This is a genomic window from Sphingomonas sp. SORGH_AS_0870, from assembly GCF_031453175.1.
Taxonomy (GTDB): domain Bacteria; phylum Pseudomonadota; class Alphaproteobacteria; order Sphingomonadales; family Sphingomonadaceae; genus Sphingomonas.
This window is the reverse complement of sequence record NZ_JAVIYW010000002.1, coordinates 4,125,159-4,145,640: the sequence shown is the minus strand read 5'-3', so window position 1 is coordinate 4,145,640 and position 20,482 is coordinate 4,125,159. Positions and strand designations below refer to the sequence as shown.

General features: G+C 67.1%; 25 protein-coding genes and 1 riboswitch. Of the genes, 13 read left to right on the top strand and 12 right to left on the bottom strand.

What is annotated here, in order from left to right; genetic code table 11:
- Positions 1–35: 35 nt before the first annotated feature.
- Positions 36–602 carry an HNH endonuclease gene (locus QE363_RS19210; RefSeq protein WP_261270221.1) on the bottom strand — a complete coding sequence of 189 codons (567 nt, stop codon included), beginning with the start codon at positions 600–602 and terminating at the stop codon, positions 36–38.
- Between the two features lie 110 nt (positions 603–712).
- On the opposite strand from QE363_RS19210, the gene gluQRS reads away from it, so the two are divergent.
- From gluQRS to thiC, 8 genes are all read left to right on the top strand, one after another.
- A complete protein-coding gene (gene gluQRS, locus QE363_RS19205; RefSeq protein WP_309697873.1) occupies positions 713–1,579 on the top strand; it encodes a tRNA glutamyl-Q(34) synthetase GluQRS in 867 nt (288 codons plus the stop codon).
- A gap of 10 nt (positions 1,580–1,589) precedes the next feature.
- Positions 1,590–1,817 carry a twin transmembrane helix small protein gene (locus QE363_RS19200; RefSeq protein ID WP_307101213.1) on the top strand — a complete coding sequence of 76 codons (228 nt, stop codon included), beginning with the start codon at positions 1,590–1,592 and terminating at the stop codon, positions 1,815–1,817.
- A gap of 4 nt (positions 1,818–1,821) precedes the next feature.
- Positions 1,822–2,385 carry a cob(I)yrinic acid a,c-diamide adenosyltransferase gene (locus QE363_RS19195; protein ID WP_309697869.1) on the top strand — a complete coding sequence of 188 codons (564 nt, stop codon included), beginning with the start codon at positions 1,822–1,824 and terminating at the stop codon, positions 2,383–2,385.
- A gap of 40 nt (positions 2,386–2,425) precedes the next feature.
- On the top strand, positions 2,426–3,697 hold the full coding sequence (gene egtB / locus QE363_RS19190) for an ergothioneine biosynthesis protein EgtB (protein ID WP_309697867.1): 1,272 nt from the start codon (positions 2,426–2,428) through the stop codon (positions 3,695–3,697).
- Positions 3,698–3,699: 2 nt separating this feature from the next.
- Positions 3,700–4,677, top strand: coding sequence for an L-histidine N(alpha)-methyltransferase (gene egtD, locus QE363_RS19185; protein WP_309697865.1), 978 nt, complete (start codon positions 3,700–3,702; stop codon positions 4,675–4,677).
- Positions 4,678–4,877: 200 nt separating this feature from the next.
- Positions 4,878–5,834: a ferritin-like domain-containing protein gene (locus tag QE363_RS19180; RefSeq protein ID WP_309698250.1), complete on the top strand. Its 957-nt coding sequence runs from the start codon at positions 4,878–4,880 to the stop codon at positions 5,832–5,834.
- 37 nt (positions 5,835–5,871) lie between these two features.
- Positions 5,872–6,888: a ferritin-like domain-containing protein gene (locus tag QE363_RS19175; protein ID WP_309697864.1), complete on the top strand. Its 1,017-nt coding sequence runs from the start codon at positions 5,872–5,874 to the stop codon at positions 6,886–6,888.
- A 140-nt stretch (positions 6,889–7,028) separates the two neighbouring features.
- Positions 7,029–7,138: riboswitch (TPP riboswitch) on the top strand.
- Between the two features lie 32 nt (positions 7,139–7,170).
- Complete coding sequence (gene thiC, locus QE363_RS19170) at positions 7,171–9,018, top strand: phosphomethylpyrimidine synthase ThiC (RefSeq protein WP_309697861.1); 1,848 nt, start codon at positions 7,171–7,173, stop codon at positions 9,016–9,018.
- Positions 9,019–9,107: 89 nt separating this feature from the next.
- On the opposite strand, the gene QE363_RS19165 is transcribed toward thiC, so the two are convergent.
- From QE363_RS19165 to ung, 5 genes are all read right to left on the bottom strand, one after another.
- On the bottom strand, positions 9,108–9,389 hold the full coding sequence (locus tag QE363_RS19165; RefSeq protein ID WP_309697859.1) for a DUF3892 domain-containing protein: 282 nt from the start codon (positions 9,387–9,389) through the stop codon (positions 9,108–9,110).
- A 342-nt stretch (positions 9,390–9,731) separates the two neighbouring features.
- A complete protein-coding gene (locus QE363_RS19160) occupies positions 9,732–9,992 on the bottom strand; it encodes a Txe/YoeB family addiction module toxin (RefSeq protein ID WP_309698249.1) in 261 nt (86 codons plus the stop codon).
- 2 nt (positions 9,993–9,994) lie between these two features.
- Positions 9,995–10,240 (bottom strand): type II toxin-antitoxin system prevent-host-death family antitoxin, encoded by a 246-nt coding sequence (locus QE363_RS19155; RefSeq protein WP_309697857.1) that lies wholly within the window; start codon positions 10,238–10,240, stop codon positions 9,995–9,997.
- Positions 10,241–10,278: 38 nt separating this feature from the next.
- The gene (locus tag QE363_RS19150; RefSeq protein ID WP_309697855.1) at positions 10,279–10,587 is read right to left on the bottom strand and encodes an alkylphosphonate utilization protein; all 309 of its coding nucleotides are present in this window, start codon (positions 10,585–10,587) and stop codon (positions 10,279–10,281) included.
- Between the two features lie 78 nt (positions 10,588–10,665).
- The gene (ung, locus tag QE363_RS19145) at positions 10,666–11,361 is read right to left on the bottom strand and encodes a uracil-DNA glycosylase (protein ID WP_307101198.1); all 696 of its coding nucleotides are present in this window, start codon (positions 11,359–11,361) and stop codon (positions 10,666–10,668) included.
- Positions 11,362–11,476: 115 nt separating this feature from the next.
- Here ung and QE363_RS19140 point away from each other — a divergent pair, with 115 nt between their 5' ends.
- A complete protein-coding gene (locus QE363_RS19140) occupies positions 11,477–11,857 on the top strand; it encodes a hypothetical protein (RefSeq protein WP_309697853.1) in 381 nt (126 codons plus the stop codon).
- A gap of 24 nt (positions 11,858–11,881) precedes the next feature.
- Here QE363_RS19140 and QE363_RS19135 read toward each other — a convergent pair whose 3' ends face one another.
- Positions 11,882–12,325 carry a DUF1810 domain-containing protein gene (locus QE363_RS19135; protein ID WP_309697850.1) on the bottom strand — a complete coding sequence of 148 codons (444 nt, stop codon included), beginning with the start codon at positions 12,323–12,325 and terminating at the stop codon, positions 11,882–11,884.
- Between the two features lie 71 nt (positions 12,326–12,396).
- Between QE363_RS19135 and QE363_RS19130 the strand changes: the two genes are divergently transcribed.
- On the top strand, positions 12,397–12,909 hold the full coding sequence (locus tag QE363_RS19130) for a hypothetical protein (RefSeq protein ID WP_307101193.1): 513 nt from the start codon (positions 12,397–12,399) through the stop codon (positions 12,907–12,909).
- A gap of 44 nt (positions 12,910–12,953) precedes the next feature.
- On the opposite strand, the gene QE363_RS19125 is transcribed toward QE363_RS19130, so the two are convergent.
- The 5 genes from QE363_RS19125 to recQ form a co-directional block, all read right to left on the bottom strand.
- Positions 12,954–13,778 (bottom strand): MipA/OmpV family protein, encoded by an 825-nt coding sequence (locus QE363_RS19125; protein WP_309697848.1) that lies wholly within the window; start codon positions 13,776–13,778, stop codon positions 12,954–12,956.
- Between the two features lie 143 nt (positions 13,779–13,921).
- The gene (locus tag QE363_RS19120; RefSeq protein WP_309697846.1) at positions 13,922–14,359 is read right to left on the bottom strand and encodes a DUF2141 domain-containing protein; all 438 of its coding nucleotides are present in this window, start codon (positions 14,357–14,359) and stop codon (positions 13,922–13,924) included.
- Positions 14,265–15,047, bottom strand: a complete 783-nt coding sequence (locus tag QE363_RS19115) for a sterol desaturase family protein (protein ID WP_405052675.1) — start codon at positions 15,045–15,047, stop codon at positions 14,265–14,267. Before QE363_RS19115 ends, QE363_RS19120 begins: the two co-directional genes overlap by 95 nt.
- Before the next feature lie 697 nt (positions 15,048–15,744).
- Positions 15,745–16,269: a GNAT family N-acetyltransferase gene (locus QE363_RS19110; protein ID WP_309697842.1), complete on the bottom strand. Its 525-nt coding sequence runs from the start codon at positions 16,267–16,269 to the stop codon at positions 15,745–15,747.
- Positions 16,270–16,282: 13 nt separating this feature from the next.
- A complete protein-coding gene (recQ, locus tag QE363_RS19105) occupies positions 16,283–18,052 on the bottom strand; it encodes a DNA helicase RecQ (protein ID WP_309698248.1) in 1,770 nt (589 codons plus the stop codon).
- A 153-nt stretch (positions 18,053–18,205) separates the two neighbouring features.
- On the opposite strand from recQ, the gene QE363_RS19100 reads away from it, so the two are divergent.
- The 3 genes from QE363_RS19100 (at position 18,206) to QE363_RS19090 (ending at position 20,431) form a co-directional block, all read left to right on the top strand.
- Positions 18,206–18,490 (top strand): CsbD family protein, encoded by a 285-nt coding sequence (locus tag QE363_RS19100; RefSeq protein WP_307101183.1) that lies wholly within the window; start codon positions 18,206–18,208, stop codon positions 18,488–18,490.
- 412 nt (positions 18,491–18,902) lie between these two features.
- Positions 18,903–19,484, top strand: a complete 582-nt coding sequence (locus QE363_RS19095; RefSeq protein ID WP_309697840.1) for a TIGR00730 family Rossman fold protein — start codon at positions 18,903–18,905, stop codon at positions 19,482–19,484.
- On the top strand, positions 19,481–20,431 hold the full coding sequence (locus QE363_RS19090; RefSeq protein WP_309697839.1) for a phytoene/squalene synthase family protein: 951 nt from the start codon (positions 19,481–19,483) through the stop codon (positions 20,429–20,431). Before QE363_RS19095 ends, QE363_RS19090 begins: the two co-directional genes overlap by 4 nt.
- Positions 20,432–20,482 lie beyond the last annotated feature (51 nt).

Genomic DNA, 20,482 nt, shown 5'->3' with positions numbered 1-20,482 from the left:
ATCGCCCATTCCCGCATCGCCGACTCCCAGGTTCGTTACGCTTCCAGCTCAACGTCCCAGTACAGCCAGTCGTGCCATGTTTCATGCAGATAATTGGGCGGGAAGCTGCGCCCATGTTCCTGTAAATGCCAGTTTGTCGGGCGGATCGGCTCGATATGCAGCGGCATTCCGGCCTGGCGCGGGGTGCGCCCGCCCTTCTTCAGATTACACGGCGCACAGGCGGTGACGACATTCTCCCAGGTCGTCCGGCCCCCCTGGGCGCGCGGGATGACATGGTCGAAGGTCAGGTCGCGATGCGATCCGCAATATTGGCAGGAGAAGCGGTCGCGCAGGAACAGGTTGAAGCGGGTGAAGGCCGGAAATTGCGACGGCTTCACGAATTGCTTCAGCGCGATGACCGAGGGCAGCTTGACCTTGGCGGTCGGGCTGCGCACCTCGCGCTCATAATGGGCGACGATATCCACCCGGTCGAGGAACACGGCCTTCACCGCGGTCTGCCAGGGCCAGACCGACAGCGGATAATAGGACAGCGGCGTATAGTCCGCATTCAGCACGAGTGCCGGACAACTGTCCGGGTGTCGGATCAGGTCGGGATGAAACACAGCTCCTCCCTTCGTGGTACGCCGACGCTATTCGCGCAGGCGCGTGACATGGCTATGACACTGGACGCTATGAGAACATGGGATGGGAAACGCGGTCAAGGGGGCGGGCGATGAGCGGAGCCCACCCGCCCGCCACCCGCCCCGTCACGCGGTTCGCGCCCAGCCCGACCGGGCGGCTGCATCTGGGCCATGCGCTGTCGGCGGTGCGCGCGCACGATCTGGCGCGCGCGGGCGGCGGGCGCTTCCTGCTGCGCATCGAGGATATCGACGGCACGCGCAGCCGACCCGAGCATGTCGACACGATCCTGCGCGACCTGGAGTGGCTGGGGCTGGAATGGGACGACCTGTCCTTCCAGTCGGATCGGCTGGACCTGTATGCGGCGGCGCAGGCGCGCCTGGCCGATCTGCTCTATCCCTGTTTCTGCACCCGTGCCGAGATCGCCGCCAGCCTGTCGGCGCCGCATGGGGCCGTGGCGGTCTATCCGGGGACGTGCCGCCATTTGTCCCCCGAGGCGCGCGCCGCGCGGATGGCGATGCCGCATGGCTGGCGTCTCGACATGGCGCGCGCCGCCGGACGCACCGGGCCGCTGAGCTGGCAGGACGACCGCGCGGGCATCGTCGCCGCCGATCCGCTGGCGCATGGCGACGTCATCCTGGCGCGCAAGGATGCGCCCGCCAGCTATCATCTGGCGGTGACGGTCGACGATGCCGCGCAGGGCGTCACTCATGTGGTGCGCGGGCTCGACCTGTTCGACGCCACCCATGTCCACCGGCTGCTCCAGGCGCTGCTCGACCTGCCGACGCCGCTCTATCATCATCATCCGCTGATCCTGGGCGCCGATGGCCAGCGGCTCGCCAAGCGCCACGGCGCGCCCGCGCTGGCGGCGATGCGCGAGGGCGGCGAGGATGGTCGCGCGCTGGCGGACGCGCTGCGCCGCAATATGCTTCCCGCTGGATTTCGGCTGGGGGAGGCGTAAGCTCCCCGGCATGACCACATTTCTCGTGATCCTGCTGATCGCGGCGATGCTCGCCACCCTGGTCGCGCTGGTGCGCGGCATCATCACCTTCCTGCAGGAAGCCACGGCGGAGGCGAAGGGCGAGGGGCCGACCGCGTCGCAGCTGAAATCCAACCGGATGATGCAGCAGCGCATCTTCTTCCAGGCGCTGGCGATCACCATCGTCGTCCTGCTGCTGTTCCTGGCGGGGCGGACCTGATCCGATGGTCAAGCTGACGAAGATCTACACCCGCACCGGCGATGCGGGCACGACCGGGCTGGTCGACGGGTCACGCCGGTCCAAGGCGGATGCGCGGCTGATCGCGATCGGCGAGGTGGACGAGGCGAACAGTGCGATCGGCGTCGCGCTGCTGAGCATGGAGGGCGCGCTGGCCGAGCAGCTGACGCGAATCCAGAACGACCTGTTCGACCTGGGCGCCGATCTCGCCACGCCCGACCATGTCGAGGGGGCGCTGCGCATCCTGCCCGAACAGGTCGCGCGGCTGGAGGACGAGATCGACGCGATGAACGCGCAACTGGCGCCGCTGACCAGCTTCATCCTGCCCGGCGGCACGCCAGCGGCGGCGCATCTGCATCTGGCGCGCGCGATCACGCGGCGGGCCGAGCGGGCGGGCGTCGCGCTTTCGGAGCATGAGGCGACCAATCCGTCCGCGCTCGCCTATCTCAACCGCCTGTCGGACTGGCTGTTCGTCGCGGCACGGGTGGTGAACAAAAACGGCGCATCGGACGTTCTTTGGGTTCCAGGAGGGGTGCGGGCGAGACGGTAACGGGCCGGTCGCTGTTCCCCGCAATCCGGGGAGCAGCCGAATGCCGACCCTCGTACCGTCGTCCGCGACGGCGCCGACGCCTGCCGACGAACTGGCATCCCGCTATCGCGCCGTCCGCGCGCTGACCCTGTCGCTGGCAGAGCCGCTGTCCGACGCCGACGCCACCGTCCAGTCGATGCCCGACGCCTCGCCCGCGAAGTGGCATATGGCGCACACGACCTGGTTTTTCGAGACGTTCGTGCTGCGCGACCATGTGCCGGACTATCGGCTGCACGATCCGCGCTTTCCCTTCCTGTTCAACAGCTATTACGAGGCGGAAGGAAAGCGTCACGCGCGCCATCGTCGCGGGATGATCACCCGCCCGACGCTGGACGAGGTGCGGGCGTACCGCGCGCATGTCGATGCCGCGCTGCTGGCGGCGCTGCCCGATTTGCCCGACGCGGCGCGCGAGCTGGTCGCGCTGGGATGCCATCACGAGGAGCAGCATCAGGAGCTGTTCGTCACCGACATCCTGCACCTTTTCTCCGAAAACCCGCTGGAGCCCGCGCTCTATCCGCCCGAGCCCAAGGCCCCCGTCGCGATGCCCGGCCCGATCGGCTGGATCGAGGGGCAGGCGGGCGTGGTCCGGATCGGCCATGACGGACAGGGCTTCGCCTTCGACTGCGAAGGGCCGCGCCATGAGGCCCTGCTCCATCCTCATGCCATCGCGGATCGCACGGTCACCAATGCCGAATGGATGCAGTTCATCGCCGATGGCGGCTATCGCGATCCCCGGCTCTGGCTGTCGGATGGCTGGGCGTGGGTGAAGGGAGAGGGGATCGCCGCGCCGCTCTATTGGGAAGAGCGCGACGGCGGCTGGACCCGTTTCGGGCTGGACGGCCGCCGCGTGGTCGATCCCGCCGCCCCGGTGACGCATGTCAGCTTCTACGAGGCGGATGCCTTTGCCAGCTGGGCGGGCGCGCGGCTGCCGACCGAGATGGAGTGGGAAGCCGCCGCCGCCGCGCATGATCCGGCGGGGGGGCACCAGATGGAGGCGGGCGGCGCGATCGAACCGCGTCCCGCGACCCATGGCCCCGCCTTTTTCGGCGATGTCTGGGAATGGACCGGCAGCGCCTATCGTCCCTATCCCGGCTTTCGCGCCGTCGAGGGGGCGGTCGGCGAATATAATGGCAAGTTCATGAACGGGCAGTTCGTCCTGCGCGGCGGAAGCTGCGCGACGCCGCGCGGCCATGCCCGCGCCTCCTATCGCAATTTCTTCTACCCCCATCAGCGCTGGCAGTTCACCGGCGTCCGTCTGGCAAAGGACCTGTAATCATGCTGAAGCCCGAGATCGAGGATGGTCAGATGTCGCTGACCGATCCCGCCTTCCGCGCCGATGTCCTCGCCGGACTGGAGCGCCGCCCCCGTGCCATCCCCGCCCGCTGGTTCTATGACCGCAAGGGGTCCGAGCTGTTCGAGGCGATCACCGATCTGCCCGAATATTATCCCACCCGCGCCGAGACCGCGATCCTGAAGACCATCTGCCCCGACCTCGTCGCGCATGTCGGCAAGGGGCGCGCGGTGGTCGAGTTCGGATCGGGCTCCTCGACCAAGACGCCGGTGCTGCTGCGCTGCGTCGAGCCGTCGGCCTATGTGCCGATCGACATTTCGGGCGACTTCCTGCGCGAATCCGCGCGTAATCTGCAACAGGCCTTTCCCGACCTGCCCATCCATCCGCTGGAGGGGGATTTCATGCACCCGCTGGCGCTGCCCGCGATGGTGGCGGAGGCGCCGAAGCTGGGCTTCTTCCCCGGCTCGACCATCGGCAACATGACGCCCGCCATGGCGACCGACCTGCTGCGCGCGATGCGCGGTTCGCTGGGCGAGGGGGCAATGCTGCTGATCGGGATGGACCGCGCCAAGTCCAGCGAAATCCTGGTCCCCGCCTATGACGATGCGCAGGGCGTGACGGCGGCGTTCAACCGCAATCTGCTCGACCGGATCAACCGCGAGCTGGACGGCACCATCCCGGTCGAGGATTTCCGCCACCGCGCGGTGTGGAACGACGATCGCTCGCGGATCGAGATGCACCTGGCCGCGACCCGCGACGTCGCCTTCACCATCGAGGGCCGCCCCTTCGCCATGGCCGCAGGCGAGACGATCCACACCGAGAACAGCCACAAATACGGCCCCCGCGACGCCAAGATCCTGCTGCGCGCGGGCGGCTGGACTCCGGTCGCGCAATGGAGCGATCCGGATGACATGTTCGCGGTCTATCTGGCCGAGGCGCAATCGGTTCGTCTTGCTCCATGAACGTTTCGTCGTATCGAATCGCGGTATAACCGGACAGGTGAAAAGAGTTGCGTCTTTTCCTGCGGACGTAACGTTTCGCTTTTCGGTCGGGCGTTGGGCTTTACCCTGAAAAGTCTTCCCGCTTGACCCTCTTGCAAGTCTATCTGCTGGCAAAGAGCCGACAGATAGACTTGCGAGGGTTCCATACCGGGAGGAGCATGATGACCGAAAGCGCACACCTGCTCGACGCATTCGACGCACGGGCCCAGCGCCGCGATCAACGACGCGCGTTCTTCAAGACGGCGATGGGCGCCGCCGCCGCCGGCGTCGCGGCCTTTACCCTGACCAGCAAGGCGGGGGCCCAGTCGACGATCACCGACGCGGATATCCTAAACTTCGCGTTGAACCTCGAATATCTCGAAGCGCAATTCTATGCCTTTGCCGCCAACGGCACCGGCCTCGCCTCCAGCCAGTTGACCGGCACGGGCACGCAGGGCGCGGTCACCGGCGGCAAGAAGGTGACGTTCACCGACCCGATCGTCGAGCAATATGCCCGCGAGATCGCGGCCGACGAAGCCGCACATGTCGCGTTCCTGCGCACCGCGCTGGGCAGTTCGGCGGTGGCGCAGCCCGCGATCAACATCTCGGGCGACGCGAACGGCGCGTTCACCGCGGCGGCGCGCGCATCGGGCGTGATCGACTCCAACTCGACCTTCGATCCTTACGCCTCGGACGAGAATTTTCTGCTCGGCGCGTATATCTTCGAGGATGTCGGCGTGACCGCCTATAAGGGGGCCTCGCCGCTGATCAGCAACAAGACCTTCCTCCAGGCCGCCGCCGGCATCCTGGCGGTCGAGGCCTATCACGCCGCGATCGTCCGCACGACGCTCTATGCCAAGGGGATCCAGACCCCGGCACTGATCACCGCAGCGGGCAAGATCTCGGACGCGCGCGACAGCCTGGACGGGACCACCGACCTGGATCAGGGCATTGCCGCGACCACGGTCGGCGGACAGCTGGTGTCCAACATCGTACCGCTCGACTCCAACGGGATCGCGTTCAGCCGCACGCCGCAGCAGGTGCTGAACATCGTCTATCTCAACAAGGCGTCGGCCACGCTGGGCGGATTCTTCCCCGCCGGCGTCAACGGCACCCTGCGCGCCAGCGCGGCCAACTGATCCCCCTTTTTCCTCGTTCCGAGAGGATTTTTTCATCATGAGCGAAGAACGCTTCATTCTCGATGTGATCGAAGAGGCTTCGGCCAAGCGCCGGTCCGATCGTCGCCGTTTCATGCGCATGGCCGCCGGGGCCGGTGCGGTGGGCGGGCTGGCCATGCTGGGCGCCTGCGGCAGCGACGATAACGACGTCATCGTCCTGCCGACGCCCACCCCGACCGCGACGGCGGGCTCGGTCACCGACGCCGATGTCCTGAACTTCGCGCTTCAGCTCGAATATCTGGAAGCGCAATTCTACAGCTATGCCGCCTTCGGCGCGGGCCTGTCCGCCTCGCTTCAGGCGGGTACGGGCACGCAAGGCTCTGTCGCGACCAGCACCAGCGGACAGCCGCGCCAGGTCGCGTTCCAGGACCCGTTGGTGGCGCAATATGCTCGCGAGATCGCCTATGACGAGATCGCGCACGTCACCTTCCTGCGCAATGCCCTGGGCTCCAGCGCGGTGGCGCAGCCCGCGATCAACCTGTCGGGCGATGCCAATGGCGCCTTCACGGCGGCGGCGCGCGCGGCCGGGGTGATCGGATCGACCGGAACCTTCGACCCCTATGCCTCGGACGAGAATTTCCTGCTCGCCGCCTATATCTTCGAGGATGTCGGCGTCACCGCCTATATGGGCGGGGTCACGCTGCTCTCCAACAAGACCTTTGTCGAGGCGGCGGCGGGCATCCACGCAGCCGAGGCCTATCATGCGGGCCTGGTCCGCTCGGTCATCTATCGCAAGGGGCTGAGCAACGGAACGCTGATCACCGCGGCGAACCAGATTTCGGACGCGCGTGACAGCCTGGACGGCTCGACCGACCTCGATCAGGGCATCACCGTCACCGCCAACGGCGTCACGTCGGCCAACATCGTGCCCGCCGATTCCAACGCCGTCGCCTTTGTCCGCACGCCGCAGCAGGTGCTGAACGTCGTCTATCTCAACAAGGCGGCGGTGACCGGCGGCGGCTTCTTCCCGAGCGGCCTGAACGGCAATGTACGGACCAGCGCGGCCAGCGGCTGACGCATTCTGTCCCGCAAGGGGTGATCGCCCCGGTCGGCCGCCAGCCCCTGGCCGACCGGGGCTTTTTCATACGTCCGCCCGGCCGCGCGGGGCATTTCGGCGGAAAGCCCTTCTGCTTGGCGCGATTTGCGCTTATGCAAGGGCCATCCCCGGGGGAGCGCTGACCTGCGCTTGAGAGGGGGGCAAGAGCCCCCGACCCGCTGAACCTGATCCGGCTGACACCGGCGTAGGGAGGGAGCGGCCCCGTCTCTCATGGTCCGTTTCCTCCGCATGGAGTGGACTATGGCAGATATTCCCGCAAAGGCTGAAATTGGCGTCACCACCGGCCCCATTCGTGGGTCGAAGAAGATTCATGTCGGCCCGCTGGGCGTCGCGATGCGCGAAATCCATCTCGACCCGTCTTCGGGCGAGCCGCCTTTGCGCGTCTATGACACCAGCGGCCCCTATACCGATCCGAACGCCCGCATCGACATCATGGCGGGCCTGCCGCAGATCCGCCGCGACTGGATCGAGGGGCGCGGCGATGTCGAGGCCTATGACGGCCGTGAGATCCGCCCCGAGGACAATGGCCAGCTTGGCCCCGACCGTTCGGGCGGCGTGCCGCAATTCCCGCGCACCGGGCTGAACCGCCCGCTACGCGCCAAGCCCGGCATGAACGTCAGCCAGATGCACTATGCCCGGCGCGGCATCATCACGCCCGAGATGGAATATGTCGCGACCCGCGAGAATCTGGGCCGCGAGATGCTGCGCGAATATGTCCGCGACGGCGAGAGCTTCGGCGCTGCCATTCCCGATTACGTGACCCCCGAATTCGTCCGCGACGAAGTGGCGCGCGGCCGGGCGATCATCCCCAACAACATCAACCACCCCGAATCCGAGCCGATGGCGATCGGCCGCAACTTCCTGGTCAAGATCAACGCCAATATCGGCAATTCGGCGGTCGCCTCCAACGTCGCGTCCGAGGTCGACAAGCTGGTCTGGTCGATCCGCTGGGGCGCGGACACGGTGATGGACCTGTCGACGGGGCGCAACATCCACGACACGCGCGAATGGATCATCCGCAACTCGCCCGTGCCGATCGGCACCGTCCCCATCTATCAGGCGCTGGAAAAGGTCGGCGGCATCGCCGAGGAGCTGACCTGGGAAATCTTCCGCGACACGCTGATCGAACAGGCCGAGCAGGGCGTCGACTATTTCACCATCCATGCGGGCGTGCGCCTGCCCTATATCCCGCTGACCGCCAAGCGCGTGACGGGCATCGTGTCGCGCGGCGGCTCGATCATGGCGAAATGGTGCCTGGCGCATCACAAGGAGTCGTTCCTCTACGAACGCTTCGACGAGATCACCGAGATCATGAAGGCCTATGACATCGCCTATTCGCTGGGCGACGGCCTGCGCCCCGGCGCGATCGCCGACGCCAATGACGAAGCGCAGTTCGCCGAGCTCTATACGCTGGGCGAGCTGACCAAGCGCGCCTGGGAACAGGACGTGCAGGTCATGATCGAGGGGCCGGGCCATGTGCCGATGCACAAGATCAAGCAGAATATGGACAAGCAGCTGGAGGCGTGCGGCGAGGCGCCCTTCTACACCCTCGGGCCGCTGACGACCGACATCGCGCCGGGTTACGACCATATCACCAGCGGCATCGGCGCGGCGATGATCGGCTGGTACGGCACGGCGATGCTCTGCTACGTCACGCCCAAGGAGCATCTGGGCCTGCCCGACCGCGACGACGTGAAGGTCGGGGTGGTGACCTACAAGCTGGCCGCCCATGCCGCCGATCTGGCCAAGGGGCACCCGGCCGCCAAGATGCGCGACGACGCCCTGAGCCGCGCCCGCTTCGAGTTCCGCTGGCGCGACCAGTTCAACCTGTCGCTCGACCCGGACACGGCGGAATCCTACCACGACCAGACGCTCCCGGCGGAGGGCGCCAAGACCGCGCATTTCTGTTCGATGTGCGGCCCGAAATTCTGCTCGATGAAGATCACGCAGGAAGTGCGCGAGTTCGCCGCCAAGCAGAACGCGCCGGTCGAAACCTTCGTCGCGGCCGAGGATGCCGAGGCGGGGATGCAGGAAATGAGCGAGAAGTTCCGCGAGAAGGGTGGGGAGGTTTACCTTCCGGCGGAGTGACGAAAAGGGGCCGCACCTGGCAACGGTGCGGCCCCGACTCCCAGCCTCCGTTCAGCCTGAGCGAAGTCGAAGGCCACGGGAATTTCAGCTTAGGGGCATTCGGGCAGGCTCAACAAATTGTTGGGCTGCTCGCCATCGTTTTGCGTCTTCAGATACTTATTGCCTGCGGCTGAGCGGGCGACGATGACCCACGCCGATTGACCGCCTACCGATACGTAAAATTGCCACTGACCGGACTCGATCGCCGCAATGGCCTCTTCCTGCGTCAGTTTCCATCGGCTGGGAAAAGCGCCGCCGACATGCGAAATGCGCTCATAGGTGCTATATCGGCTGGTCTTGTTGATGCACTGAATTTGCGCTGTATTGGCCATCTTACATAGCTCCGCACGACCGCCCAGGCATCGTGGCGGTTGACCTTGAGCTAACGGCCCCATAGATTCCCGACGCTGACCACAGCACCGGCGGGGATGCCTGCCGTTTGTCAGGGCGGTCGCTGGAACGACCGCCCTGACTTGATGAAGAAATCATGAAACCAAGTCTTCGTCAATGCCGCTTCTCGCTTCTTGCGTGTAGCGCTGAGCAGTAGAGCCTGATAGACATGACATCAGCGGCCATAACGAAGCGAGAAGGTTGTCGCTGGACCGTGATCTTTGAGGTGATGGGCGTTGAGCGGCGTGGCAAGCGACGCCCATCACAATCGCATCCATTTCGGATCAATAATGATACCGGCACTGCGCCGCTTGAAGCACCTGCTCGCCGCCGCTGCCCGCCACCCGGTACACCAGACGATGTTCATGGCTGATCTGGCAGGACCACCAGCCTGACAGGTTGCTGCCCAGTGGTTCGGACTTGCCTGTTCCCTTGAACGGGTGACGGCGGCATTCCTCGATCAGCGCATGGAGCTTGTCGTAGAGCTTCGCGTCACGTTCCGGCCAATGGCGATAATCGTCCCACGCCGTCGGCCGAAACGTCACGTTCAAGAAAGGGGCACGCCTTGCCCGTCAGCTTCGAACCCGCGTACCGCGTCCAGCAGCCGTTCGGCATTCTTGGGCGAGCGCAGCAGGTACAGAGTCTCTTCGATCAACGCCCATTCGCTGGCGGATACCAGTACGGCCCCTTCGCCCCGCTGGCGGGTGATCGCTACGGGCGCACGGTCGGCGACGACCTTGTCGATCATCGCCTCCAGATTCTCGGACGCTTCGGCGTAGGAGACGGCTTGCATGAGCCGAAGCTCTCCTACGTTCTTCCGAACGTCAATCCTCACCGCTTCCGCACAAACTCCGCGCGCAGGACCAACCCCTTGATCCCATCGAACTTGCAGTCGATTTCCTGCGCGTCGCCGGTCAGGCGGATCGACTTGATCAGCGTGCCGCGCTTCAGCGTCTGGCCAGCGCCCTTGACGGTCAGGTCCTTGATCAGCGTCACCTGATCCCCGTCGTTCAGCACATTGCCGACCGAGTCGCGCACCACGACCGCGTCGTCATCGGCCGTCCCGGCCTTCGCCGCCGCATCGGCTGCGCTGATCCATTCGCCGGTCGCTTCGTCATAGACATATTCGTCGTCGGCCATCGCCCTTGTCCTTATCTGATCGGTGGAATGGCGGGCCCTATGCGCGCTTGGCGGAAATGATGCCAGTGTGATTACAGATCAGTCCAGCGGCGGCAGTGCCCAGTCGATCGGCTCGCGGCCATGTTCGACCAGAAAGGCGTTGGCGCGCGAAAAGGGCTTCGATCCGAAGAAGCCGCCGCGTGCCGACAGGGGCGAGGGGTGGACCGAGGTCAGGACGCAATGCCGCCCGCCACCCATCTCGCGGACGAAGCCCGCCTTTTTCTGGGCATAGGCGCCCCACAGGATGAAGACGACCGGCTCGGGCTTGGCGGCGACGGCGCGGATCACCGCGTCGGTGAACCGCTCCCACCCGCGCCCCTGATGCGAGGCAGCCTGGCCCATCCGCACGGTCAGCACCGAGTTGAGCAGCAGCACCCCCTGCCGCGCCCAATGGTCCAGCAGCCCGTGGGAGGGCGGCGCGATGCCCAGGTCGGTCGCCATCTCCTTGTAGATGTTGACCAGGCTGGGCGGCGGGCGAACGCCCGGCTGGACCGAGAAGGCCAGGCCATGCGCCTGTCCCTCGCCATGATAGGGGTCCTGCCCCAGGATCACGACGCGCACCTCGGGCAACGGGGTCAGGTCGAGCGCGCGGAACCAGTCCTTGGGCCGGGGAAAGACCCGCTGGCCGCTGGCGCGCTCGTCGGCGAGGAAGGTCTTGAGCGCCTTCATATAGGGTTCGTCGAACTCGCCGCGTAAGGGCAGCAGCCAGCTCTCGTGCAGGTGAATGTCGCTCATGGTCCCGTCATGCAGAAGCTGTCTTGGCCGCGCAACCGGGATCGCCGATAGTCGTTATGCAAGCGATACGGTCGCGCGCCCGCGGCCGCTGCGTTCGATTTGGAGGAGGAAGATCATGAAGCGTTCCACCATCGCCCTCGCCGTTGTGGCCGCCGCGCTCCCGCTGGCCGCCTGCGGGTCCTCGACCGAAGCCGGCAACACCAGCAGCGCGGCCGTGACCACCAATGGCAGCGAGATGAGTGCGGACGCGCTGGGCGCCAAGATCCGCGCGCTTCCCGAGGGGCAGCGGCGCGGCGTCCTGTTCCGGGCGATCCGCGATGCCGGGCCGTCGGGGGCCAGCTGCCAGTCGGTCACCGCGATGAAGGAGGCCGCCCCGGTCAACGGCAATCCGAGCTGGAACGCGGTGTGCGACGGGACCGCGCAATGGACGATCGTGATGACCGCCGACCAGTCCGCCAGCGTCACCGGCCCCGGCCCGGTCACGATCAAGAGCTGAGCCATCCGAAAGGGCCGCCCGGCGTCACTCCGCCGGGCGGTTCAGCCGTTCGAGCGTGGCGGGGTCCGGCTGCCCTCCGAAGAACCGCTCCAGCCCATGGCGGAATGGGGCCGGATCGTCCGCCACCGCCGCGAACAGGGTCAGCGAGGATCGCAGCTTGATGGCATCGATACCGCCGAATATCGCCTCCGCCGATCCGGGCGCGGCCACCGCCGCCGCCACGGCCGCGTACAGCCGGGCCCCGAGCAGCGGATGCGCCAGATAGGCCCGCGCCTCCCCCGCGTCCGCGATGGCATAGAAGCGCGCGGTCTCGCTGCGGCCCAGTCCGGCGATCTGGGGAAAGACGAACCACATCCAGTGGCTTCGCTTTCGCCCGGCGCGCAGTTCGGCCAGGGCGATGTCATGCTGGGTCCGCTGGGCCTCGACAAAGCGATCGAGCGCGGCATCATGTGGGGCAGGGGGCTTCATGCCCCGGCAACCGGTCGCGGCGTCGATGCGTTCCCGCGATTGCAAAAGAAGAATGTTTTCAGGAGAGTATGATGCGCCGTCTTGCCCTGATCGCCCCCCTCGCGCTGCTGGCGCTCGCGGCTTGCGGCAGCAAGGACGGGGATGCGGACTCCGACGTGGCGCCGGGCAATTTCACCCCGCCGGGCACCGCGCGGCCGACGCCGATCCCCGGCGTGGCGCAGGTCAATCCGCTGACCGCCTATATCGGCCATTATCCGGGTGACGCGGTCGACGGGGTGAGCTTCTTCGACCGGACCGAGGTGGCGAGCGCGCTGCACGATGCGGTCGGTGACCAGTCGCTGGTCCGGCGGATCATGTCGCGCGGCGCGGTGACGGTGCCGATCTTCGCGCAGGGCAAGTCCGGGATCGCCGCGCATGGCTGCACCCCGCATGACTGCGCCGACAACAACTGGACGGTGGCGCTGGATACCAGGACGGGCAAGGCGCAGGTCTGCTACCATGACCGCGAGACGATGGGCGACCGCAGCCAATGGTATATGGGCGGCGCGCCGGTCACGCGCCCGGACGAATGCCCGCAGGAATGAGGGGGGAGGGGCGGGTCGGTCGCTCCCGACCCGCCCCGCTCGCGTCAGAAGGTATAGGCCAGTCCCAGCGCGCCCAGCCACTGGCTGCGCGAACCGACCTGCGACACGATCGGGCTGTCGGCGAAATTGCCCAGCTCCCGACCATAGGTCAGCCCGCCGACGACCTTCCAGCCCTTCAGCAGGTTGCCGGTGATCGAATAGGTGGCGAGGCCGCCGATCGACCAGTCCTTCCACCCGCTGCGCGCGTTATAGACGGGCAGGCCGCTCGCCGCGCTCTGATCGGGCGTGATCGAGAAATAGCGGCGGGCATAGCCGCGTCCGGCATGTTCGGCGGTGGCGAACAGCCCGACCGCCGCCTTGGTCGACAGCGGGGTGAAATAATTGACCGAAGGCTGCCAGATGCCGCTGTCATGCACGCCGGTCACGTCGTGGCGATAGCTGAGCGAGACGGACAGCCGGTCATAGGGGCTGGTGATGACGCCGATCTTGCCGATGCCGACATAGCCGCCCAGCTCGACCGCCGCGCCGATCTTGCCCAGCGCGCGGACGCGGGGATTGTCGATTCCCGAGCTGGTGGTCCGGTCCAGATTGACCACGCCGATCGGCCCGGCCTGAATGTCCCAGTCGCGATTGGACTTGTCGCCGATCAGGTCGACCGACAGGCGGTTGCCGATATAGGTGATGGTATGCCCGTCGATATAGGCGAGCGCGGCGGGCGCGGGGCTGAAGGAATAATCCTTCGACCCCTCATAATCGGGCAGATAGGCCGCGCCTAGGCCGATGGTGATCGTGTTCTTGCCGAGCTGGCCCGCCATTTCGGCCGCCGCCGGGCTGGTGGCCGGTGCATTGTCCTGGGCTTGGGCAGGCATGGAGAGGGAGGCGGCGCCCAGGGCGATCAGCGGGGCGGCACCCCGTAGGATGGAGCGCGAGAAAAGGCGCAAGACGGAAAACTCCCTGAATCGGTTATCCGAAATGCAACGCTACGGTAACGATTTCGCTCCGGCGCTGTGTGTCAGAATATGTACCGCATCCTGATCTGTTGTGTTTCGGCAACAGAATCGAGCCCGAAACGGGCTGCGGTGAAACGCGGCGGGCCGAAGCGGATCGCCGGATTGCGCGAAAAGCCGAAGCCTTCGCGCGGTATGCCCGCCAGCGTATCCAGCTTGGCGTTGTCATTCTCGTCATGGATGACGGCGGCGGCATAATTGCCATGGGGCAGGCCGTCGAGATGGATGGCGCGCTGGCCCGCAGGCACCGATCGGGTCATCGCCCGCGCATCATCGACACAGGCGGGGAAATTGTCGGGGTCGGCGGTCAGGCACAGGCGGATCGAACCCTTGGCCGAGCGCAGCTGGTCAATCGCGATGTCCAGCCGGCTGACCGGCGCGGCGCCGATCAGCGGCAGCGCGGCCAGCATCAGCGCCAGCGACACGGCGCGCGGCCTGCGCATGGGCGCGCTCGAAATCGCCAAGGCCGCGGTCGGTGCCGCAGAGCCGGTCCCAGAAACGGAAATAGAGTCCATAGTTGCACCCATATTGCTCATGATGCCGTTGATGGTGGCTTGCGGTAATGAGCCACCCCCCCAGGTGCCCCCGCCACATGAAGCGCGGGAAGATTTCCCAGCCCATATGGTTGGTGACGCCCATAACGGTCATGATCGTCAGCACCAAGCCGAGTGCGGCGACGTGAATCGGAATAAGAAAAACGAGTAGCGGAATTACCACAGCGCCGGTCACCGCCTCGATCGGGTGGAACGCCATCGCCGCCCATGCGGTGGGCGGGCGGCTGGCATGGTGGACGGCATGCGCGGCCTTGAAGACCGCCGGGCGGTGCATCCAGCGATGCGTCCAGTAGAACCAGGTGTCGTGCGCGACCAGATAGAGCAGGATCGAGACCGGCCAGTACCAGAGCGGCCAGGCATGGATGTCGGCATAGATTTGCGTCCATCCGCGATTCTGCCATCCCCAGGCGACGACCCCGGCGGGTACGCCATAGATGGCGGCGGAGGCCAGGCTCCATCCGATCTCGCGCCGGATCTGCGGGTCGAGCCCGGTATAGAGGTTCGGATGCCGCGCCCGCGTCGCCAGCGCGAACGCGCCCGAGGCGAGCAGATAGCGGACGCCGACGATCAGCGTCATGGCGATGGCGGACAGGATCAGGGCAAGCGTCACGGCGGACAGTGTAACCCATTGGGGGCGGGGCTTGAACCGCGATCGTCCGGTCCTTGGCCTTTTGTTCGCGCGGAGGCGCGGAGGCGCAGAGAGGTTCGGGTGGGCACGGGCGTCAGGCGCCGATTCGTCCGTCGCCTCTGCCGCACCGTCGGTGAAGAGAAGCGGCCTTCGGCCGGGCACTCCCTCTCCACGCCCCCGCGCAAACCCCAGCCCCATCCGCGAGCGCATTCCCATGCACTTCGACTTCGCTCAGTGCGAACGGAGGGCGGGTCCGCGTCTCCACGCCTTCGCGCGAACCCCCCGCGCCCGTTCAGGCTGAGCGAAGTCGAAGCCCACGCCCCGCCCCGTCCGCGAGCGTATTCCCGTGCACTTCGACTTCGCTCAGTGCGAACGGAGGGCGGGTCCGCGTCTCCGCGCCTTCGCACGAACCACCAACCCCGTTCAGGCTGAGCGAAGTTGAAGCCCACGCCCCGCCCCATCCGCGAGCGCACTCCCGTGCACTTCGACTTCGCTCAGTGCGAACGGAGGGCGGTCTGCATCTCCGCGCCTTCGCACGAACCCCCGCCCCGTTCAGGCTGAGCGAAGTCGAAGCCCACGCCCCACCCTGTCCGCGAGCGCATTCCCATGCGCTTCGACTTCGCTCCCCGCGAACGGAGGGCCGGGTTTACCCCCGGTGGAAAATCCGGATCGGCCGGTCGTGATACACCCCCTCGACCGGTGCCGCATAACCCAGCTTGCCCGCCAGGCCGATCGACGCCGCATTGCCCGGATCGATGATGCAGCAGGTCCGCCCGATGCCCCGCGCGTCCGCCCAGTCGAGCACCGCGCGCATCGCCTCGCCCGCATAGCCCCGGCCATGGGCCTTCGGAACCAGCGTCCACCCCGCCTCCGGCACCGTCAGTTCGGGCCGGATCGCACGGCGCGATTCCAGCAGGCCCATATCGCCCAGCACATCGCCCGTCGCCCGGTCGCACACCACCCAGGCGCCATAGCCGAACACTGTCCAGCATCCGACCGATCGAAGCAGTCGAATCCACACATCCTCGCGCAGGCGGGGCTTACCGCCGATCATGCTGTACACCGCCGGATCGGCCCACATCGCCGCCAACGCGTCGAGATCGTCGGGATGGTGACCGCGCAAGGTCAGTCGCTCGGTGGTCAGGGTCGGGGCGGGGCTGGTGAAGGTCATGACGCGAGCGATACTAACCGGCGTCGCGGATCACCGCCAGAAAGGCTTCGCCATAGGCGTCCAGCTTGCGCGCGCCGATGCCCGACAGCAGCGACAGCGCCGCACGGCTGGTCGGGCGCTGCGCCGCCATGTCGCGCAGCACCGAATCGTGGAAGATGACGTAAGGCGGCACCCCCGCCTCCTGCGCCAGCTCGCGCCGCTTGGCGCGCAGCGCCTCGAACAGCGGATTGTCCGCCGGATTGGCCGCGACCGGCGCGGCACGACGGCCCTTGCGCTCGCGCTTGGGCGGCACGACCAGCGACAGCCGCGCTTCGCCCTTGATCAGCGCGCGCGCGGCGGGCCCGAACTCCAGCCCGCCATGATGATTGGTGCGCAGCGCATCGCGCAGCAGCAGCGCGCGGTGGACCGGCTTGAGCAGCGCCACCTCGTCGCCGTCGACGATATTCCATACCGACAAAGCCTCATGCCCGTTCATCAGGCTGCGCTCGGTCGACTGGCCGGTCAGCACCTGTTCGATATAGCCCGCGCCGAACATCTGGCCGGTGCGGAACACCGCGGACAGGAATTTCTGCGCGACCGTCGTCGCATCGACCGCATCGGGCGAGCCCAGGCAATTGTCGCAATTGCCGCAATCCTCGGCCAGATCCTCGCCGAAATGGCGCAGCAGGATGCGGCGGCGGCACCCGCCGGTCTCGACCAGCGCCCCCAGCGCCGCCAGCCGCGCGCGCTCGCCGGGCTGCCGTTCGGGCTCCACCTCGGCGATGCGCTGGCGCGCACGGGCGAAGTCCTCGGCGCCCCAGAAGAGATGCGCGACCGACGGATCGCCGTCGCGGCCCGCGCGCCCGGTCTCCTGATAATAGGCCTCGATCGACTTCGGCAGCCCGGCATGGGCGACGAAGCGCACATCGGGCTTGTCGATCCCCATGCCGAAGGCGACGGTGGCGCAGATCACCATATCCTCGCTCGCCACGAAATCGGCCTGGTTCTTGGCGCGCACGGCGGGGTCGAGCCCGGCATGATAGGCGCGCACCGGCCGCCCGGTGCGGGCCAGCGCCTCGGCCAGCTTCTCGGTCGCGGCGCGCGTCTGGGCATAGACGATGCCGGGGCCGGGCGTGTCGGCGACCACCCGCGCGATCTGCAGATTCACATTGGCCTTGGGACTGATCGCATAGCGGATATTGGGCCGGTCGAAGCCCGAGACGATCATCCCCTCGACCGGAATGCCCAGCTGCTTGGCGATATCGGCGCGGGTATGCGCGTCGGCGGTGGCGGTCAGCGCGAGCCGGGGCACGTCCGGGAACGCATCCATCAACGGCTCGAGCAGCCGGTAATCGGGACGGAAGTCGTGGCCCCATTCGCTGACGCAATGCGCCTCGTCGATCGCGAACAGGCTGAGCGGCGCGGAGGCCAGCAGCTCGCGGAAATGCCCCGATGACGCGCGTTCGGGGGCAACATAGAGCAGGTCGAGCTGGCCGTCGCGGAAGCGCGCGACCGTCTCGGCGCGATTATGGTCGACGCTGGTCAGCGTGGCGGCGCGGATGCCGACCGCCTCGGCCGCGCGCAACTGGTCGTGCATCAGCGCGATCAGCGGGCTGACCACGACGCAGCATCCGTCCATCATCACGGCGGGCAGCTGGTAGCAGAGCGACTTGCCCGCGCCGGTCGGCATCACCGCCAGCGTCCGCTGGCGATTCAGGACACGGTCGACCACCTGTTCCTGGACACCCCGGAACTGGCTGTACCCGAAAACTTCGTGGAGCTTGGCAAGGGGGTCGGCGACCATCGCCGTGCATGTAGCGACGCCGGGCGGATGGGGAAAGGGCGCGACGACGCGCGCCGGTCGATCCCGGCTCTCCATCGCGGCCGTTTCGGAAACATCGGCGGCCTCGCGGGTTTGATGCCCCAATCATTCCTGCCCCATGAAAGGAAAAGTTTCATGAACACCGACACGATCAACGGCACAGCCACCAATTTCGGCGGTCAGGTCAAGGAAGGCCTGGGCGGCGTGCTGGGCGACAAGACCATGCAGGCCGAAGGCAAGGGCGAACAGCTGGGCGGCAAGGCCCAGAAGGCTTTTGGCGACGCCAAGACCAGCGTCGACCAGGCGGTGCGTCCGCTGTTCGATCAGGTCCGCGACTTCGTCCGCGAGCGTCCGCTGGCCTCGGCCGCGCTGGGTGGCGTGGTCGGCATCGCGCTGCTCAACACGCTGCGCGGCAAGTAAGCGCCAAGGGCGGATCGACAGTCAGCGATGCCTTTCCTTCCCTCGCCCCTCGCAGAGGGGAGAGGGTTGCGCAGACTTGGTCTTTGCGAAAGCAAAGGCTTAGTCGGAGCTGGGTGAGGGGTGGGCGCTCGCGAAGCGAGCGCGCGAGCCTTTGGGCTCGCTCAACCCCTCACCCAAGCTGCGCTAGCCAGCAGGCTGGCAAGCTTCGCTAACCCTCTCCCCTGTCCAGGGGAGAGGGCAAGAAGAAGCAATGCTGAATGTCGATCCGACCCAGTCCAACGGATGTGACGGGCGATGCGGGGTGGCCGCGTCGCCCGTTTCTTCATGCGGTACGGGTGGTGGGCGGGCAGGGACAGGCGGTTCGCCGTAACCCGCTTGCCCCGTCCCGCCCCATCGCCTAGCGCTCGTCACCATGAAGCGATTGGCCATTTATTGCGGGTCGGCGACCCCCAGCGACCCCCTCTATATCGAAACGGCGCGGAGCGTCGGGCGCGGCCTGGCGGAGCGGGGCATCGGCGTCGTCTATGGCGGCGGACGGCTGGGCCTGATGGGTGCGGTCGCCGATGCGGCGCTGGCGGCCGGGGGCGAGGTGATCGGCATCATCCCGCAGGCGCTGGTCGATGCCGAGGTCGCGCATCGCGGCCTGACCGAGCTGCACGTCGTGCCCGGAATGCACGAACGCAAGAAGGCGTTCACCGACCTGTCCGACGGCTTTATCACCATCGCGGGCGGCACCGGCACGATGGACGAGCTGTGGGAAGCGCTGAGCTGGGCGCAGCTTGGCTATCATGCCGATCCGGTCGGGCTGCTCAACACGGGCGGCTATTACGATCATCTCGTCGCCTTCTGGGACAAGATGGGCGAGGTCGGGTTCCTCCGGCCGCAGCACCGCGAGCTGCTGATCGTCGATACCACGCTCGACGGGTTGCTGGCCAAGATGACCGCGCATGTCCCGACCCAGCCGATCGTGCGCATGAACGCGGACGATCTGTGAACCACGCCGCCGACCCCGACGAGCGTGCAAGGCTGGTCGCGGCGGCGCGCGAATCGATCGCGAAGGGCTCGAAGAGTTTCGCGGCGGCCAGCCTGTTGTTCGATCCCGCGACGCGCGAGCGCGCCTGGCTGCTCTATACCTGGTGCCGCCGCTGCGACGACATCGCCGACGGGCAAGATCACGGCCATGGCATGACCCGCGTCGCCGATTCGCTCGCGCGGCTGGCCGAGCTGACCGACAAGACCGAGGCGGCGCTGGCGGGGCGGGTCGTGGGCGATCCGGCGTTCGACGCGCTGCGCGTCGTGGCGGCGGAGACGGGGATGCCGCATCGCTGGCCGCGCGACCTGATCGCGGGCTTCGCGCTGGATGCCGAGGACTGGCGGCCCGACAGCGACGACGACCTCTATCGCTATTGCTATCATGTCGCGGGGGTCGTCGGCTGCATGATGGCGGTGACGATGGGCGTGGCACCCGATGACGAGGCGGTGCTCGACCGGGCCTGCGACCTGGGCATGGCGTTCCAGCTCGCCAATATCGCGCGCGACATCGCCGAGGATGCGGGCGCGGGGCGGCATTACCTGCCGCGCCAGTGGCTGGCCTATAAGAGCATCGCGGCCGACGCGATCATGGCGCCCTCGCACCGGCCGGGACTGAGCGCGCTGGCCCGTCGCCTGACCGACCAAGCGGCGCGGTTCGAGGCGAGCGCGCGGATGGGGACGCCCGCGCTCTCCTATCGCTCGGCCTGGGCGGTGCTGTCGGCGGCGGCGATCTATGGCGCGATCGGGCGCAAGGTCGCCCGGCGCGGACGGCGGGCCTGGGACACGCGGGTCGGGACCAGCAAGGCCGAGAAGCTGCGCTTCATGGCCGCCGCCAGCGTACAGGCGGCGCGCCGGGGCAGCATGACGATCGTCCCACGCGACCCGACGTTATGGACCCGGCCGCGCTGATCCACTCCCTCCGCTGATCTCATACCCCGCTCAGGCTGAACGGGGGTTTGG